Source organism: Arthrobacter sp. NPDC097144 (genome assembly GCF_044762205.1).
Classification (GTDB): domain Bacteria; phylum Actinomycetota; class Actinomycetes; order Actinomycetales; family Micrococcaceae; genus Arthrobacter_B.
Map to the genome: position 1 here is coordinate 79,565 of NZ_JBIWDW010000007.1, position 17,682 is coordinate 97,246.

Consider the following 17,682-nt stretch of genomic DNA (forward strand, 5'->3'; position numbering starts at 1 on the left):
GCATGCACCCCGCACGGGACGCGGTGCATGCCGGCGGCGACTTTCGCCGGACGCCGCCTACGCGGTGGCGGAAACGATGTCTTCCGGGTCGGTGGCCGTTCCGCGGCGAATGTCGCGCTCGCCAACCGTCTCGGGCACCCAGGGCTTGGGATTGCGGCTCAGCATCAGGCCCATAATGACTGACAGCACGGCAAAGGCCAGGACCAGGAGCAGGGCGGCGCTGATGCCCTGCTGCGAAATGGCCTGGGTTGCCGGGTCCGTGTTCCTGGCGAGGATCAAGGCACCGATGGCGATCGCGGCGGACTGGCCGACGTTGCGGATCATGGTGTTGGTTCCTGCTGTTTCCGAGGTGTGGGTTTCCGGGACCACCTCAACGAGCAGGTTCGGCAGCGCACCGTAGGTGAGGGAAATGCCGACCCCGTTCAAAGTCATCGCCACTACGTACATCGCCACGTTTCCGTAGGTGAGCAGGATAAGGGGAAGGACCAGGGCCATGAGCACGAGCCCTGCGATAAACACAATCCGTGCCCCGTACCGGAAGGCCAGCTTCCCGCCCACCGGTGAGAGAGCAAAGCCAACAAGTGCAGTAAGGCAGATGATGACGCCCGATTCGGTGGGCGTGAAGCCCAGTCCGTAACCCAGCGACTCGGGGGACTGCATGATCATTTGCGAGGGAACTGACACGCCGCCCAAGGGGCCGACGGCGGCGAACACCGTGGCGGTCATGGCCAGGGCAATCTGCTTGTTCTTGAACATCCGCAGGTTCACGATCGGAGCTTCAACCCTCAGCTCCCACCACGCCCACACCGCAGCAGCAGCGAGGCCCAGACCGAACAAGCCGAGGAACTCCACCGACAGGAAGCCGGTCTTTGAACTGTTGGAGAGCCCCAGCAGCAGGGCGCTGACCGCGATGGGCAGAAGGATGGCACCAACGTAATCAGGCTTGTCCGTGGCGGCCGCGTTGGTGTCACGGGGGATGACCACACGGATGGCCACAGCTGCGATGACTGCGAGGACGGCAGCGAAGACGAAGATGCCGTGCCAGGAGAAGAGATCGATCATGAACCCGGCAATCATGGACCCGGCGGCCCCGGCGATGAGGGCCGAGGCGCCGACCATTGAAATGCCGACCGGAACGCGTTTTTCCTCCAGGTGCTCGCGCGCCAGGCCGAAGGCCAGGCCCAGGACGGCGCCGGCAACACCCTGAATGGCCCGGCCGAAGATGATCATGCCGAGGGAGCCGCCCAGCAGGGAAATGAGCGAACCGACCGCGGCGATGGCCAGGACGATGATCATGACCTTCCGCCGGCCGTACATGTCGCCGAAGCGGCCACCCAGCACTGCGGCAGAGGCCGAGACCAGCAGATAAGCGGTGACTACCCAGGCGACGGTGTTGGCGTCTACCTGGAAATCCTTGATCAGGGTCGGGAGCATGACGTACATCATGGACAGTTCGAAGGCCGAAATGATCTCAGCCAGAACCAGGACTGTGACTACCGGCACGAAGCCGGGGCGCTTGAGCGCCCGTGTGGTGGAGGACATCGGTGTCCTGCCTTTCGGGGTGAAAAGAATGCGTTGGCCTCCGCGGATGGAAGTATCCGGCGGCGGTAGAGCAGACAATCTTTTGGAAAGGTGTTCGGTATTCAGTAGTTCGACTTTGGTGCCGGGCCGCAGGGGCGGGTGTTAGCCGTTCCCGTAAGCCACTGATTTGGTCCAGAAGAACTCTTCGAGTCCCTCCAGTCCGCCTTCGTTGCCGTTGCCGGAGTGCCCGATGCCCCCAAAGGGGCGTTCAGCCACGGCGCTGGGGGCGCCGTTGATGGTCACTTCGCCCGTTTCCAGGGCCTCCGTCACGCGCACGGCGCGGCGTGCATCTGAGGTCCAGACATATCCGGAGAGCCCGTATTCGGTGCCGTTGGCAAGGGCGATGGCCTCCGCTTCGTCGCTGAAGCGGGTGATGGCCAGCACCGGCCCGAAGACTTCTTTCTGCGCCAGTTCGCTGGCGGGATCCACGTCGGCCAGGACCGTTGGCGGGTAATAGAACCCGTCGGCCAGTTCGCCGGCAAGCCGCTGGCCGCCGGTGATCAGGCGGGCGCCGTCGCCGCGGGCACGGGTGACCATCGCATGAATCCGGTCAATGGCGGCCTCGTTGATGACCGGGCCGCAGATGGTGTCCGGTTCCTGGGGATTTCCGGTCTTGAACGAGGAAGCAATGGCGCCGACCGTGGCGACGAAGGAGTCATAGACGGAGTCCTGCACCAGCAGCCGGGTGGGCAGTGCGCAGGCCTGGCCGCTCATGATGCCGAAAGCCATGAACGTTGAGTGCATGGCCGCTGCCTCCAGGTCCGCGTCGGCGAAGATAAGGTTGGCGGATTTGCCGCCCAGTTCCAGTACCACCGGCTTGAAGGTCTGTGCACAGGCTGCGGTGATTTTGCGTGCCGTCTCGGGGCCGCCGGTGAACGTGACTTTCTTGACCAGTTTGTGGTCCACCAGGGCGGCCCCTGCTTCGGCGCCGCCCGGAACCACGTTGAACACCCCGGCGGGGATCCCGGCCTCGGTGATCAGGTCGGCGAAGAGCATGGCACTGAACGGGGTCAGCTCGCTGGGCTTGACCACCACGGTGTTTCCCGCGGCCAGGGCTGCGGGAACCTTCATGGACAGGGACATCAGCGGCGCGTTCCAGGTGATGATGGCGCCGATCACGCCGTAGGGCTGGCGCAGCGTGTGCCCGAAGGAGCCTCCCGCACCGGCCACCGAAGTAATCCGGCCCAGCGGGAGCTTGTCCGCCCAGCCGCCGTAATACCGGATCCACTCCACGGCCGCGCTCACCGTGGGGTAGGCATTGGAACGGGCAATCCCGTTGTCCGCGATGGCCAGCTCCACAAAATCCTCGGTGTGCTCCTCCACCAGCTGCGCCAGCTTGAGCAGGGCCTTGGCCCGGGTTCCTGCCGGAGTGGCCCGCCAGACGGCGAAGGCCGCGTGAGCGGCCTGCACGGCGTCGTCGACGTCGGCCGCGCTCGCCAACGGAATGGAGGCGTTGGCCCGGCCGGTGGCCGGATCCACGTGCGAGTGGACGCCGCCGCCGGTGCTGCGGGTCTCGCCGCCGATGCGCAGGGTGACAGGGGGGAGGACAAAATCAGTGGTGGTGGTCATTTCAGCTCTCCGGTTCATAGCGCAGCATGGTGATTCCCGCTTCCGGGTAATCGCAGAAAACGGGCTTTACCCGCATGCCCACCTGAATGTCCTCGTGGGCCACGTTGACCAGTTCGGTGGAGAATTTGGGGCCTTCGTCCCACTGCACGACGGCGAGCACCAGCGGTCCTTCGTTGGCAAAGTGCGGTGCCACGGGGCGGGTGGAGACGGTGTAGGTATAGAGAGTTCCGGCTCCGGAAATCTCGCGCCACTCCAGGTCATCGGCGAGGGTGCCGGGAGCCAGCGGGCGGGGGTAGAAGATGTACTCGCCGAGGGAAGGCGAAAATTGGATGCGGACCCGGTGTTCGGCCAGCGCGTCCCAGAAGGGTTTGGTCAGCGGTGTGGGAACCGGCATTGGACGCTGCAGGACCGGCGGGGTGTATGCGGTGCTCATGGGGATGCTCCTAGTTGCCTTCGAGAATCAGTGCCGTTTGTTCGCTCATGATGCCGCCGTTGCCGGTGACGAAAGCCCGGTTGCAGTCCGCCACCTGCGCCTCGCCGGCGCGCCCCATGATCTGGCGCACGCCGTCGATCACGTGGTGCATGCCGCCGGCGATGCCCGCCTGGCCGAAGGAAAGCTGACCGCCGGCTGTGTTCATGGGGAAGTCTCCGCGGAAGGTCAGGTCATGGTCGTTCACGAACTGCATGCCCTTGCCCTTTTCGGCGAAACCCGCGTCCTCCAGGCTCATCAGCACGGTGATCGAATAGCAGTCGTAGATGGAGACCATGTCCACCTCGGAGCGGCTGATGCCGGCCATGCCGAAGGCCTGGTCCGCGGCGTGGATCATGGGGGAGTACATCAGGTCCGCTGCGTAGGTGGGGGTCTTATAGGGGACCCGCTCGCCGAAGCCCTTGATCCACACCGGACGGTTCTTGGATTTGGCTGCCAGGTCCCGGTTGCCGATGATCACCGCGGCGCCGCCCTGGCAGGGCATCACGATCTCCAGCATGTGCAGCGGATCGGCCACCATGGGCGAGGCCAGCACGTCCTCAATGGTGATGGGCTTGCCGTGGAACACGGCTCCCGGGGTGGCGCAGGCGTTGGTGCGCTGGTCCACCGCGATCTTCGCCATGGCACGCTCGTCGTAGCCGAATTCGTGGCCGTAACGCTTGGCGATCTGGCCGTAGGGGCCGTTTTGTCCCAGATTGCCGTAGGGGATTTCGAATTCAGCCTGCGGTGAGCCGTAGGCGTTGGACGAGGCACCGAAGTACATCTTGTCGTCCATCACGAAGGGGCGGCGGGGGTCCGTCGGCACGTCGTGGGTGCCCGGAAAGGTGACCAGCACGGCGTCGCACAGCCCCAGTTCCACTGCGGCAGCTGCCCGCCACACTCCGGCCGCGGAACCTGCGCCGCCGAGGTCCACGATCTCGGCGAAGTTCGCGTTGATGCCCAGGTATTCGGTGATGGTGGAGGGCACGAACATGTCCGCTTCCCCGATCATCGGAGTCACGATGCCGTTGACGTCGGCGGCGTCCAGGCCGGCGTCGTCCAGCGCGGCTTTGGACAGGCGGGCCCACTGCTCCAGGTTGAAGGTCTTGTCACGGGTCAGTTTGCGTTCGGGCGGCAATTCGAAATAGCCGAGGATAGCGGCTTCTCCACGAAGTCCCATACGATCGTTCTCCTTTGTAGCGGGGTAAAAGTCTGGTGTTGGTGCACGACGCCGGACGGCAGCCAGGCGCGGCCGGTCCGGTTAGCGGGGGTGGGTAGCAGCGAGGCACAGGGATGACAACCGGATCCCCAGTTCGGGATGGAAGGACCCGCCGGCAAGCAGGTCCAGCAGCGCCGGGTGGCCCGGTTCCGCCCGGATTTCACCTTCCGCGGCGAATCCCAGGGACTGCAGGCCCGAGGGCACGGCCGGATCGGCGGCTTCCTGCAGGATCAGGTCGGCACCCCGGGGCCACCGGAACACCCGGGCCGGGGCGCCGCCGTCGGTCACCGGCAGGGGATGAACCGCTGCACCCAGGACACCCGCGAGCACGTGTTCGGCCTGCCGCAGATCGGGAACCTGTCCGAAGACGACGGGCAGCCGGGCCTGCGGTGCGGGGTGTTCTTCCCACGGGCAGCCCGCAGTGAATTCGTTGCCCTCGGTGATGTCCTCCGGCGCTTCAAGGGTCTGGACGATCTGCACCAGGAATCCGAGCCCGGTGTCTTTGGGATGCAGGAAGGCTTCCCGCCACAGCGGCTGCTCGGTGTTCACCAGGATGGGGTCAATCCCTGTGTCCTGTGCCAGGGCGATCGCTGCGCGGATGTCCTGCACCTTGAAGGTGATGTGGTGCGGCGCTGCGTTCCCGCCGTTGCCGGCCAGGAAGCGGTCGATAAAGGACGCGGGGGAGCTGCCCGGTTCCAGCAGCTCCAGCCTCATGTCCTCCGCGAGGGCAAGCTGGCACGGGTTGAAGGCCGGAAGGCTGAACCCGGTGACGAAACGCGCACCGAGCTCCCGGTGCAGCACCTCGCCGGCGGGGCCCCAGGCGGGAACGGCAAAGGCAACGTGGTCCAGTTCATGGGCGCTCATATGAACGCCCCGCGCAGGCTTGCGGTCAGCGGCGCGGTTCGACCTGCTCCAGCCGCAGCCCGATCATTTCCACAAACCGGCCCAAGACCCGGTTGGCCTCGGCCAGTGTGTAGTAGTCCGTCAGCAGGCGTCCCACCAGATCCATGAGGACGGCCCACACCATGGCGGTGATGTCCGCAGCCTCGTCCGGAGACAGGGTGGAGAAGTCGCTGCGGAAGGGTTCCTCGAGGACCAGGACCAGCTGCTGCATCAGATCGCGCACTTCCGGGTCGGAAGAGGTGCGAAGCACGAGGATCGTCTGATAGAAGTTTGGCCGCCGGGAGAAGGCTGCCACCGCCTGCCGCAGCCGATGGGCCACCCGTTCGGTGGTGCCCAGGCTTGCCGGCCATCCCTGATCCGCCGAATTGAACGGCACGCCCCAGTCGTAGACCACGTTCGCGTACAGATGCTCCTTCGAAGAGAAGTACCGATACAGGGTGCCAAGGGCCACGTTCGCCTCGGAGGCCACATCGCGGATCTGAATGGACTCGTAGTCGGTAGTGCGAAGCAGGCTTTTGGCTGCGTCCAGGATGCGCTGACGGCGTTCCACCTGATAGGCGGGCAGGTCGGTAGTCTCGCGTGTGAACTGCCGAACCATTACGTGCCTCCTGGCTGATCAGACGCGGGATTTGCAACGTTATCACCGCCTCCCGGAACCCTGGGCTGTGGCTCACCGATCTACCGGTCCTTCCAGCGGATCAGCGCATCCAGCGCTTCGATCTGGTTTCCGGAAACCCGGAGCGGATTGATCTCCAGCTCTTCAAGCTCATCCCCGAGCCCCACGGCAACCTGGGAAATCTTGAAGATGGCTTCGGCCAGTTCGTCCAGGTCGGTGGCCTCGCTGCCGCGGAAGCCGGTCAGCAGATCGATGCCCTGGAGGGATTCGAGCATGCGGCGGATTTCCGCCGGCCCCACGGGCAGCAGGCGGACGGCGGAGTCCTTGAGCAGTTCCACCATGACGCCGCCGAACCCGACGGCGAGGACCAGCCCCCAGCGGGGGTCCCGGACCACGCCCACCAGCATTTCGGTGCCGGCCGGGCGCATGGGGGACACGGCAATGCCCTGGATCCGGGCCTCTGGTGCCAGCGCGGCCACCGAGGCGCGGATACCCCGGTAGGCTTCGGCGACTGCGGCGCCGTCAGAAAGCATCAAACGGACGCCGCCCACCTCGGTCTTGTGGGCAATATCTTCCGATGCAACCTTCAGGACCACGGGATAGCCCAGATCCTTGGCAGCGGCTACGGCTTCTTCAGCGGATAAGGCCACCGTGGCCGGAACGTACGGCACGCCGTGGCTGCGCAGGAACGCACCGCTCTGCACTTCCGTCCACGTTTCGGCGCCAACAGGCTTGGTGATGGGTGCAGCTGCGGGTGTTTCGCCGTCGGCCGCCAGTTCAGCGGCGCGGCGTCCCCACCAGGCGCTGCGGGCGGCCGCGGGGATGCCGCGGTCAAAGGAATCCGAGGCGTGCGGGAAGCCGTGCTCAGCGGCAAAGGTCCGCCCGAACTCGGTGACTTCGGTAGGCAGGAAACTCATCGCGATAACCGGTTTGGGCGAGGACGTGAGCTGGCGGAGCATTTCATCCTGCGTGGTCCGGCTCATGTCCGCTACGGCCTGGCTCGCCGGCCAGGATCCGTTGACCACCACGAAGTCGTAATTCGGGTCGTCGATGAAGCACTGGGCGGCTTTGGTAAGGATGGTCGGGTCAACCGACACGTAGCCGGTGGTATCCATCGGATTGTTCACGGTGGAAAAGGCTGGAAGCCCTGCGTCGTGCAGTCCCTGCACGGTGGCCGGGTGCGGCGCGGGCAAATCCAGTCCGGCGGCGTCGGCCTTGTCCGCCACCAGTGCGCACATGGCACCGGAACCGGTGACCACGCCCATGCGCGGTCCCGGCAGGGCACCGTACGCCTCGATGAGGCCCGCGGTCGCCACCAGGTCTTCGATGCTCTCCACCCGGATAACGCCGTACTGGCGGCAGGCGGCGTCTATGACGGTGTCATCGCCCACCAGCGAACCGGTATGGGCGGCAGCCACCCGAGCGGACGCCTCGCTGCGGCCGGCCTTGAAGACCACGATGGGCTTGCCCGCTGCCCGTGCGCGGCCGGCCACGTCCAGGAACTGCGCCGGGTCGGAGATCTGTTCCAGATAGGCGGCGATGACCGTGGTGTTCGGGTCATCGACAAGCAGGCTCATCACATCAATGGCGGAGATCATTGCCTCGTTGCCCACTGTCACGGCAGTGGAACAGCCCACTCCGCGGGAAGCCATGTACGGCAGCAGGTAGATGGCGAGGGCGCCGGACTGGGTGGCGATTCCCACGCCGCCGCTGATCAGGGGCATCTGCGTCATGTGGCTGAAGGCCGCCACCTTGGAGTGGGTATTGAGGAAACCGAGGTTGTTCGGTCCCAGGATCAGCTGGTCCGCCGCACGGGCACGCTGCACCAGACTCGCCTGCAGGGCGGCACCCTCGGCACCTGCCTCGCCCAGTCCGGCGGCCAGGAGGATCAGGTTCCGGATGCCCTTGACCCGGGCTTCTTCAAGGATGGTTGCCAGCGAGTCCGTCCCGGTGAGGACAATCGCCAAATCAGGGGCAACCGGAAGGTCCGCGATCGAGGCGAAGGTGGGCTGGCCGTGGCACTCTTCACCGCGGCGGTTGACCAGGTAAAGGTCTCCGTCGAATCCTCCGGACACAAGGTTGGTGTAGGTGAAGTGGGACCAGGTGGACCGGGTATTCGCCCCGATGATCACTATGGATCCGGGTTCCAGAAGCTCGCGCAGGCGTGCCGGGTCCAGGATCTGCGGGCTGTCGGTCTCGCTCGTCAACGTTGTCATGCGAAACGGTTCCTCTCGGTGAAAATCAGCGGTCGGGATAACTGCACTGCGGGTGCTGCGGGTGGTTCTCCCGGGCGGTCAGCCGCGGGGGAGGCCGAGGATGCGTTCGGCAATGACATTGAGCTGGATTTCCACGGTTCCGCCGCCGATCAGGACCTGCGGAACGGCAAGCTGGCCGGTCACTGCGTCGCCCGGGGCCTGCGCAAAGAGTGCTCCCGGCCCGGCCAGGGCCAGCACGGAGGAAGCGGCCTCGCGGGTTAGCCGGGCATGCGCCACCTTGGCCAGCGAGGATCCGGCTCCGGGTGCCATGCCGTTGACCTGGCGCAGCGTCTCGCGCAGGTTCAGCGCCCCGATGGCGGAGCTGACGGCCGCGATCCGTCCAAGGGAGATGAAGGCCTCCTCTTCGCTGCCGACGCAGCTGCCCTCGCTGATCAGGGAACGCAGGGCCTCCTCCGTGCCCACCGAAACACCGGAGGAGATCTGGGTCCGTTCGTTCTGGAGGGTCATGGCAGTGATGCGCCAGCCCTGGCCGGGTTCTCCCAGCAGATAGGCATCGGGGACAAAGACCGAATCCAGGAAAACCTCATTGAACTCGGCGTCACCGGTGGACTGCCTCAGGGGGCGCACGTCCACGCCGGGACTGCGCATGTCTATCAGGAAGTAGCTGAGGCCCTTGTGCTTGGGCACCTCGGCATCGGTACGGGCCAGGCAAATGCCCCAGTCGGCTTCATGGGCGCCGGAAGTCCAGACTTTCTGCCCCCGCAGTTCCCATCCGCCGTCCACCTTCACGGCCCGGGTGGCCAGGCCGGCAAGGTCGGAACCTGCCCCCGGTTCGGAGAAGAGCTGGCACCAGATCAGTTCCCCGCGCAGCGTCGGCAGAGCGAACTGTTCCTTAATGTCCTCGCTGCCGTAGGCCAGGATGGTGGGCATGGCCCATTCACCGATGACGGACGACGGCTGCGTCATCCCGCGGCGGGCGTATTCCTGGGAGATGACCACCTGCTGGGCGGCTGTGGCGCCCAGGCCATAGGGCGCGGGCCAGTGCGGAGCGGCCAGCCCCTCTTCAGCCAGGAAGGTCCGCCGCGATCCGCGCGAGTACCAGCGGCCGCCGTCGTGCTCATTCGTCAGTGCCTGCGCGCGGTCAAGCAACTGGCCGATGCGGGCGCGGAAGGCCGGGTCTTCATCCGGCAGTTCGATATCGATGCGGCGGTCCAGGCTCATAGCGGTCCTGCCCAGTGCCACGGCGCGGCCGCCCCGGGACGGCACCTGCGCGGCAAGCGTCATGGCCCGCCGCCAGTAGAGGTGGGCATCATGTTCCCAGGTGAAGCCAATGCCTCCGAAGACGGTCACCGCTTCGGTGACCGCCTCCACCGAGGGGAACACGGCAGCCTGCAGGGCGGCTCCGGCCGCGAGTCTCTGCTGGTCCTCATCCTGGTCGAGGGATACGACGGCGGACCAGGCTGCCGCAGCAGCGAGTTCCGCCGTGATGAGCAGGTTGGCGCATTTGTGCTTGATGGCCTGGAAGGAACCGATCGGGGCGCCGAACTGTTCGCGCAGCTTGGCGTATTCCGTGGAGGCTTCCACCGCCCAGCGGGTAATGCCTGCAGCTTCCGCGGCCAGCAGGCAGGACTGCAGGGTGTCCACCCAAGTGGCGTTCAAACTTTCCAGCATTGCTTCCGGCCCGACGACGACGCCGGACAGGTCAAGGGTTCCGGCATCGCGGGTGAGGTCGGTGCATGGTGCGGCAGTGCTGGTGATTCCGGGGGCGCCGGCATCGACCAGGGCGAAGCGGACTATTCCTTCGGCGGAGAAGCCGATGACGAGGAGGTCCGCGGAGAGAAGGGAGAGCACCCGGGCGCTGCCCTGGAGAATCCAGCCGCCGGCACTGGCCGTGCCGCTGATCCCCTCGGCCAGCGCGACGGCGCCCCGGGCGCCCTCGGCGAAAGCGGCCAGGCCGCGGGTATTGGCTTTGCAGTTGTCCGCTGCGGCCACGGCCGCGCTGGCGAAAACCGTGGCGGCAAAGGAACCGGGAACCAGCCGCCGGGCAAACTCCTCCACCACAATGACGGTGTCCGCGACGGTTCCGCCCTGGCCGCCGTGCTCTTCACCGATATGCAGTGCATGCAGCCCGTTGGCTACCAGCTCATCCCAGAAGGAAGGCCGCTCACCTGCTCCGTACGCCGGAAGGATTTCGCGTGTTTCCCGGATATCGGCGAATCGGGAAGCGAAATCTGCAGCGACCGCACACAGATCCGCGTGCTCTTCGGTGAGGGCCAGTGCCATTTAATGACTCCAATGTCATAGGAACGCGGCGGAGGGCGGAATGTGCCGGAAGGCGCAGCGCGGGGTTTATCGATCATGAACTGAAACTGGACTCTAATTCACAAATGTGATGCAGGCAACATTTTTCTCCGGTTTCCCCCTGTCTGAAAACTCTTGTGCCGTCCCGCCCGCCGCCCTGTAGCATTCGCGGCACCCCGGACAACGCCGTCCGGCACAACGGACCCATACAGGGGAGCAGACCATGACGCAGGAGCACTCCGGAAACACTGATCTTTCCGGCAGCGGCGGGAAACCAACGCCGAATGAAAACACCGGTTCCGGCAGACACGGGGACTGGGACCGGATTGTCGACGTCCTGGTGGTGGGCACCGGCGCCGCTGCTCTTACGGCCGCTGTTACCGCGGCCGAGGAGGAGCTGGATGTGCTGGTGGTGGAGAGCACCGAGGTGTGGGGCGGCACCACTTCCGTATCCGGCGGCGGACTGTGGATGCCAAACAACCCGCTGATGGCCGCTGCAGGTGTTCCCGACAGCACCGAAAAAGCGCTGACGTATATGGAGACGGTGATCGCCGACGTCGGCCCGGTCTCCTCCCGCGAGCGCAAGCTGGCGTTCCTCAATGCCGTCCCCGGTGTCGTGAGCATGCTGTCCTCGCTCGGAGTGCAGTGGATGCGCTCCAAGGACTATCCGGACTATTACCCGGACAAGCCCGGCGGCATGATTGGCCGGTCACTTGAGGTCCGGCCGTTTGACACCAAAGTCCTCGGAGCCTGGTTCAAGCAGTCCCGCGCCGCCAAGTCAGGGATTCCGGTGCCGCTGATGACTGACGATGTCTGGGAGCTTTCCCGTGCCTGGTCCACCCCCAGCGGTTTCATCCGCGGTGCGCGGTTTGTTTTCCGCACCCTGGGCGGGCTGGCCCGCGGCAAGCGGCTGTACGGGCTGGGCGGTGCCCTGTCCTGTTCGTTGATGCACATTGTGCGCCAGCAACAGACCCCGGTGTGGCTGTCCTCGCCGCTGACCGACCTGATCCAGGACGACGACGGCGCCGTGGTGGGTGCCGTTGTCACCCGCCGCGGGCGCAGCGTGCGCATCCGGACCCGCAAGGGCGTGATGCTGGGGGCCGGCGGATTCGCCCGCAACGCGCAATGGCGGAAAAAATACCACGGGCTGGAGCAGGAATACTCCTCCGCGCCTGAGGGGGACCGGGGCGATGTCATTGATCTGGTGGCCCAGCGCGGCGGAGCCCTGGCTCTCATGGACGACGCATGGTGGGGGCCGTCCACGGTGGCTCCGGGCGGAGGCGTCGCCTTCTCGCTGGCCGAACGCTCCATGCCGCACTCCCTTGTGGTGGATGCCTCCGGCCAGCGGTACCTGAATGAGTCCGAGTCCTATGTCGATTTTGGGCACCACATGCTCGAGCGCAATAAGACGGTGCCAGCCAACCCCTCCTGGCTGGTCATGGAGGCCCGGCACCGGCGGCGCTACCTGTTCTCCGCCATCATGGTCGGCAAGAAGAAGTGGGTTGCCGAAGGGCTGCTGGTCCAGGCGGACACGGTGGAGGAGCTGGCGGACAAAATGGATGTTCCGGCGGCAGAGCTGATGGCCACCGTGCAGCGGTTTAACGGATTTGCCCGCACCGGCGTGGACGAGGACTTCGGGCGGGGCAACACGGCTTATGACAACTACTACGGTGACCCCGGCGTAAAGCCGAACCCCAATCTGGGCGCCCTCGAAAAGGGGCCGTTCACCGCCGTCCGTCTCTATCCGGGAGATCTGGGCACCAAGGGCGGCCTGGTAACGGACCCGGATGCCCGGGTGCTGCGCGAGGACGGGTCCGTGATGGAAGGCCTTTACGCGGCCGGGAACACCACGGCCTCGGTCATGGGGCGGACCTATCCCGGCGCTGGTGCCACCATCGCCCCGGCGGCGGTCTTCGGGTACCTGGCAGCGCGGCATGCGGCAGCCCGGCCCGCTGCCGCCGGAGAGTCCGCCCCTGCACCGGCACGCGAGCCCGAACCGGCGGCGGGCTCCTGAACCGGCGGCGGGCACGGCGCGGCCATAAACTGGGGGAGTGACTGATTTCGCCGGAGTACCGGATGCACCCCAGAGTTCCAACCTGCCGCTGATCGAGGGCCTTGCCTGGGATCTGGCGGCGGCCCGCTACACAGTGGACGGCGTGGCGGACTTCCTGGGGGAGTCCGCTGCCGCCGCCCTGGGCCGGGATCAGCTGGTACCGGCCATTCTGCGCTGCCGGGCGGCGGCTGCAGCAAAAGATCCGGACCCGGTTTCCGTACTGATCCGGCTCTGGCTTGCCGGGGAAAGTGTCGCGGCTGCTGAGCTGGACGCAGCTCTGCCGCGGACCGGGACCCGGGGGCTGCAGGAACTGGGACTGGTGGAGACGGTGCCCGGGGGAAACGTCCGCGCTGCGGTTGACCTTCGCCCGTATGAAATTGATGACGCCGTCGCTGCGGATGACGCCGCTACCGGCTCCGAAACTACCGACTCCGAAACTACCGACTCCGAAACTACCGGCTCCGGCCCCGCAGGCTCCGAAACCACAGGCTCCGAAACCACCGGACCTGCCGGCACCAACCTCTGGGTGGCCAGCGACCTCGGCGCGCACCAGCGTCCGGGGGTGCTTCGCCATGACCATGTATTGGGGATCGGCCAGGCTTCCCTGAGCCTGGCGCAGCTGACCGTCCGCCGTCCGGTGGAACGGGCGCTGGACCTCGGGACCGGCTGCGGCATCCAGGCCTTCCACCTCCTGCGCCATGCCCGGCACGTGACCGCAACCGACATCTCCGAACGGGCGCTCGCCTTCACCCGCTTCAACCTCGTCCTCAATGCCGGCGCCCTGGACCTGGATCCGCGGAATCTCCAGGACCGTGTGTCGCTCCGCCTGGGCAGCCTGCTGGAACCGGTGGCCGGAGAGCAGTTTGACCTGGTGGTGTCCAACCCTCCCTTTGTTATTACCCCGCGCAGCTCATCCGACAGCCCGCAGGACCGCTTCACGTACCGCGACGGCGGCCTGGCCGGCGATGCGATTGTGTCCACGCTTGTCGGGACGCTCCAGGACGTGCTGGTTCCGGGCGGAACGGCGCAGATGCTCGGCAACTGGGAGATTCCGGCACGTGATCTTGCCGACACTGAGCCGCAGGAAACAGACACTGCAGACTCCTCCCGCTGGTCTCGCCGGATCGAGTCCTGGCTGCCGCCGGAAACAGACGCCTGGGTTATCCAGCGCGAGGTCCTGGAACCGGCGGAGTACGCGGAGATGTGGCTGCGGGACGCCGCCGAAAACCGGGACCGCGACGAATACCTTGCGTCCTATGCCGCCTATTTGAAGGATTTCGCCTCACGGAGCGTTTCGGCCATCGGCTTCGGTTCCCTGTTCCTTCGCCGGCGCCCCGCCCCCGAAGCCGCTCCGCTGCGCCGTTTTGAAGAAATCACCCACCCGCTGGAACAGCCTGTGGGACCGCACCTGGGCGCCGCCGTCGAGCGCTTTGACTGGCTGGCCGCGCATCCCTCGCTGACGGAGGAGCATTTGGAAGTGGCCGACGACGTCACGGAAGAACGCCACGCCCGCCCCGGAGCGGAGCATCCCGGCGTCATTCTGCTGCGGCAGGGTGCCGGGCTGCGGCGCACCAACCTGATGAGCACCGAGCTGACCGGGTTTGTCTCCGCCAGCGACGGCGAACTGTCCGCGGGGCAGATCATTGGAGCCCTGGCGGCACTTTTGGGCCGCGCCGATCCGGACTTCGCCGCCGGTCTGGAAGCCGAGGTCCGCAACCTGGTGCTGGACGGATTCCTGCTGCCGGCAGCTGACTAGTGCCTCCCGGCGGGCCTCCGGAAATTTGGGCGGCTCGTCAGCAACTCCCATTCAATGCAGTTACCCTAGTGCTGGGGCATCCCGCATACTGTCTGAGGATGAACCGGGCCAGGCGCAGAGCCCGGACACCGCAACCCCATACTTTGAGAACCACCTTCGTTACGTAGGAGAACAGTGCCAGTTAAGGCCACGGACAAGAAGACCGGCAAGAAGAAGTTAGTCATTGTCGAGTCTCCCGCCAAAGGCAAGACCATTGCCGGCTATTTGGGGGAGGGCTTTGAGGTGACGGCTTCGATGGGCCATATCCGGGACCTGCCGCAGCCCTCCGACCTGCCGGCCGAGTTGAAGAAGACAGCCGTCGGCAAGTTCGCGGTGGATCTGGACAACGACTTTGAGCCGTACTACGTGGTGTCCACAGACAAGAAGAAGAAGGTTGCCGAGCTCAAGGCAGCCCTGAAGGACGCCGACGAACTTTATCTCGCAACTGACGGTGACCGTGAAGGCGAGGCCATTGCCTGGCACCTGCTCCAGGTGCTCAAGCCCAAGGTCCCGGTGCACCGCCTGACCTTCCCCGAAATTACCAAGGAAGCCATCCAGCGTGCCCTGCTGGAAATGCGCGACGTGGACGTGGCCATGGTGGATGCCCAGGAAACCCGCCGCATCCTGGACCGCCTCTACGGCTACGAAATCTCCCCCGTCCTCTGGCGCAAGGTGGCCCGCGGCCTGTCCGCCGGCCGCGTGCAGTCCGTGGCCACCCGTCTGGTCGTGGAGCGCGAACGTGAGCGCATGGCCTTCCGTCCCGCGTCCTACTGGGACCTGCTGGGAACCTTCGCCACCGGCGCTGCTGAATCCTTCAAGGCCAAGCTGGTTTCCGTGGACGGCGCCCGCGTGGCCACCGGCAAGGACTTCAGTGACCTGGGCGAGCTTAAGGCCAAGTCCGCAGCCCACCTGGATGAAGCGGCAGCCACCTCGCTGGCCGCGAACCTGGAATCGTCGTCGTTCACTGTCCGCTCCGTGGACACCAAGCCGTACACCCGCCGTCCGGCCGCCCCGTTCACCACCTCCACCCTGCAGCAGGAGGCCGGCCGCAAGCTGCGCTACTCCTCCAAGGTGACCATGCAGGTGGCCCAGCGGCTGTATGAAAACGGCTACATCACCTATATGCGTACCGATTCGCCGGCCCTGTCGGACCAGGCGATCAACGCCGCCCGCCGCCAGGCCTCGGAACTGTACGGCCCCGAATACGTGCCTGAAGCCCGCCGTGTATATAAGGGCAAGTCCAAGAATGCCCAGGAAGCCCACGAGGCCATCCGCCCCGCCGGTGACTCCTTCCGGACCCCGGCACAGGTGGCGTCCTCGCTGCGCGGAGACGAATTCAAGCTCTACGAACTGATCTGGAAGCGCACCGTCGCCTCGCAGATGGCCGACGCCAAGGGTTCCACCGCGTCCGTGCGCCTCGGCGCCGTGGCCTCCGACGGCCGGGATGCCGAGTTCTCCGCTTCCGGTACGGTCATCACCTTCCGCGGCTTCATGGCCGCGTACGAAGAGGGCCGCGACGCAGCACGCGACGACGACGCCGAGGGCACCGACGGCGCCCGCCTGCCGGTCCTGAAGGCCGACGACGTCCTCACGGCAGCCGAACTGAATGCCGTGGGACACGAAACCTCCCCGCCGCCGCGCTACACCGAAGCCTCGCTGGTGAAGGTGCTCGAGGAACTCGGCATCGGCCGCCCGTCCACCTATGCCGCGACCATCTCCACCATCATGGACCGCGGGTACGTCACCAACCGAGGCCAGGCGCTGGTGCCCAGCTGGATCGCGTTCTCCGTGGTCCGCCTGCTGGAAGAACACTTCACGGACTACGTGGACTATGACTTCACCGCCGAACTGGAAGAGGACCTGGACCGCATTGCCCGCGGCGAAGCCGGCCGCGTGGAGTGGCTGAACCAGTTCTATTACGGCGACCGCGTGGACACCGGCCTGCACACGATCGTGAACGACCTCGGCGAGATCGATGCCAAGGCCATCAACTCGATTGAAATCGCACCGGGCATCGTGCTGCGTGTCGGCAAGTTCGGACCCTACCTGGAACGTCCGCTGCCCGCCGACGCCCCGGAAGGCACCGAGCCGGAGCGCGCCAACGTTCCCGAGGACCTTGCGCCGGATGAGCTGACCGCTGAAAAGGCGATCGAGCTGATGGAGTCCGCCGGACCGGAAGAACGCGTCCTGGGCGAGGACCCGGAAACGGGCCGCACCATCGTGGCGCGCAACGGCCGTTACGGTCCGTACGTCATTGAGCTGATCCCCGAGGTCACCGCCGAGGAACTGGCCAACCAGCCGGTGGAGTATTACAAGAACGGCAAGCCCAAGCCGCCGAAGAAGCCCGTGAAGCAGAAGCCGCGCACCGGGTCGCTGTTCAAGTCCATGAGCGTGGACACCGTCACGCTTGAGGAAGCACTGAAGCTGATGAAGCTTCCGCGCGTGCTGGGCACCGACGCCGAAGGCAACGAGATCACCGTGCAGAACGGCCGCTTTGGTCCGTACCTGAAGAAGGGCACGGACTCGCGGTCCATCGGTTCCGAGGAAGAGATCTTCACGATCACGCTGGAACAGGCGCTGGAAATCTACTCCCAGCCCAAGCAGCGCGGCGGCCGGCAGGCTGCGGCTCCGCTGGCCGAGTTCGGCACCGACCCGGTCTCCGAGAAGCCCATTGTGGTCAAGGACGGCCGGTTCGGTCCGTACATCACCGACGGCATCACCAACATCACGGTGCCCCGGTCCACGGCCATCGAGGAGCTCACCCGCGAGCAGGCCATTGAGCTGCTGGCGGAAAAGCGAGAGAAGGGTCCGGCCAAGAAGCCTGCGGCCCGCAAGCCTGCGGCGCGCAAGCGCACACCGGCGAAGAAGTAGGGCCACACGGACTCGTGCCGTGAAAGTCCCCTTGCCGGGACGCAGCTGCCGTGTACGGCGGCTGCGTCCCGGGGCGGGATAATGGAACC

At 66.0% G+C, this 17,682-nt stretch carries 11 protein-coding genes; 3 read left to right on the forward strand and 8 right to left on the reverse strand.

Features of this window, described 5'->3' with window-relative positions; all coding sequences use genetic code 11:
• Window positions 1–57: 57 nt before the first annotated feature.
• The 8 genes from ACIQXM_RS15695 to ACIQXM_RS15730 all read right to left on the reverse strand — a co-directional run bounded on the left by ACIQXM_RS15695 (window position 58) and on the right by ACIQXM_RS15730 (window position 10,856).
• A complete protein-coding gene (locus ACIQXM_RS15695) occupies window positions 58–1,542 on the reverse strand; it encodes an MFS transporter (protein WP_400933129.1) in 1,485 nt (494 codons plus the stop codon).
• Window positions 1,543–1,683: 141 nt separating this feature from the next.
• Window positions 1,684–3,150, reverse strand: a complete 1,467-nt coding sequence (locus ACIQXM_RS15700) for an aldehyde dehydrogenase family protein (RefSeq protein WP_400933130.1) — start codon at window positions 3,148–3,150, stop codon at window positions 1,684–1,686.
• A gap of 1 nt (window position 3,151) precedes the next feature.
• Complete coding sequence (locus ACIQXM_RS15705) at window positions 3,152–3,583, reverse strand: Zn-ribbon domain-containing OB-fold protein (protein WP_400933132.1); 432 nt, start codon at window positions 3,581–3,583, stop codon at window positions 3,152–3,154.
• A gap of 10 nt (window positions 3,584–3,593) precedes the next feature.
• Window positions 3,594–4,799, reverse strand: a complete 1,206-nt coding sequence (locus ACIQXM_RS15710) for a thiolase family protein (RefSeq protein WP_400933134.1) — start codon at window positions 4,797–4,799, stop codon at window positions 3,594–3,596.
• Between the two features lie 81 nt (window positions 4,800–4,880).
• The gene (locus ACIQXM_RS15715; RefSeq protein ID WP_400933135.1) at window positions 4,881–5,702 is read right to left on the reverse strand and encodes a VOC family protein; all 822 of its coding nucleotides are present in this window, start codon (window positions 5,700–5,702) and stop codon (window positions 4,881–4,883) included.
• Between the two features lie 25 nt (window positions 5,703–5,727).
• Window positions 5,728–6,339 carry a TetR/AcrR family transcriptional regulator gene (locus ACIQXM_RS15720; protein WP_400933137.1) on the reverse strand — a complete coding sequence of 204 codons (612 nt, stop codon included), beginning with the start codon at window positions 6,337–6,339 and terminating at the stop codon, window positions 5,728–5,730.
• 80 nt (window positions 6,340–6,419) lie between these two features.
• Window positions 6,420–8,573: an acetate--CoA ligase family protein gene (locus ACIQXM_RS15725; RefSeq protein WP_400933139.1), complete on the reverse strand. Its 2,154-nt coding sequence runs from the start codon at window positions 8,571–8,573 to the stop codon at window positions 6,420–6,422.
• A 78-nt stretch (window positions 8,574–8,651) separates the two neighbouring features.
• Window positions 8,652–10,856: an acyl-CoA dehydrogenase gene (locus ACIQXM_RS15730; RefSeq protein ID WP_400933141.1), complete on the reverse strand. Its 2,205-nt coding sequence runs from the start codon at window positions 10,854–10,856 to the stop codon at window positions 8,652–8,654.
• A gap of 241 nt (window positions 10,857–11,097) precedes the next feature.
• On the opposite strand from ACIQXM_RS15730, the gene ACIQXM_RS15735 reads away from it, so the two are divergent.
• The 3 genes from ACIQXM_RS15735 (at window position 11,098) to topA (ending at window position 17,593) form a co-directional block, all read left to right on the forward strand.
• Entirely contained in the window at window positions 11,098–12,888 is a 1,791-nt protein-coding gene (locus ACIQXM_RS15735; RefSeq protein ID WP_400933143.1) for an FAD-binding protein, read from the forward strand.
• Between the two features lie 37 nt (window positions 12,889–12,925).
• Complete coding sequence (locus tag ACIQXM_RS15740; RefSeq protein ID WP_400933145.1) at window positions 12,926–14,683, forward strand: methyltransferase; 1,758 nt, start codon at window positions 12,926–12,928, stop codon at window positions 14,681–14,683.
• 174 nt (window positions 14,684–14,857) lie between these two features.
• On the forward strand, window positions 14,858–17,593 hold the full coding sequence (topA, locus tag ACIQXM_RS15745; protein WP_400933147.1) for a type I DNA topoisomerase: 2,736 nt from the start codon (window positions 14,858–14,860) through the stop codon (window positions 17,591–17,593).
• Window positions 17,594–17,682 lie beyond the last annotated feature (89 nt).

What these genes read in the sequence shown, in the direction of transcription:
- ACIQXM_RS15735 (WP_400933143.1), top strand. Translation starts at nt 11,098, where the DNA reads ATGACGCAGGAGCACTCCGGAAACACTGATCTTTCCGGCAGCGGCGGG.
- ACIQXM_RS15710 (WP_400933134.1), bottom strand. Translation starts at nt 4,799, where the DNA reads ATGGGACTTCGTGGAGAAGCCGCTATCCTCGGCTATTTCGAATTGCCG.
- ACIQXM_RS15695 (WP_400933129.1), bottom strand. Translation starts at nt 1,542, where the DNA reads ATGTCCTCCACCACACGGGCGCTCAAGCGCCCCGGCTTCGTGCCGGTA.
- ACIQXM_RS15720 (WP_400933137.1), bottom strand. Translation starts at nt 6,339, where the DNA reads ATGGTTCGGCAGTTCACACGCGAGACTACCGACCTGCCCGCCTATCAG.
- ACIQXM_RS15725 (WP_400933139.1), bottom strand. Translation starts at nt 8,573, where the DNA reads ATGACAACGTTGACGAGCGAGACCGACAGCCCGCAGATCCTGGACCCG.
- ACIQXM_RS15705 (WP_400933132.1), bottom strand. Translation starts at nt 3,583, where the DNA reads ATGAGCACCGCATACACCCCGCCGGTCCTGCAGCGTCCAATGCCGGTT.
- ACIQXM_RS15715 (WP_400933135.1), bottom strand. Translation starts at nt 5,702, where the DNA reads ATGAGCGCCCATGAACTGGACCACGTTGCCTTTGCCGTTCCCGCCTGG.
- ACIQXM_RS15700 (WP_400933130.1), bottom strand. Translation starts at nt 3,150, where the DNA reads ATGACCACCACCACTGATTTTGTCCTCCCCCCTGTCACCCTGCGCATC.
- ACIQXM_RS15730 (WP_400933141.1), bottom strand. Translation starts at nt 10,856, where the DNA reads ATGGCACTGGCCCTCACCGAAGAGCACGCGGATCTGTGTGCGGTCGCT.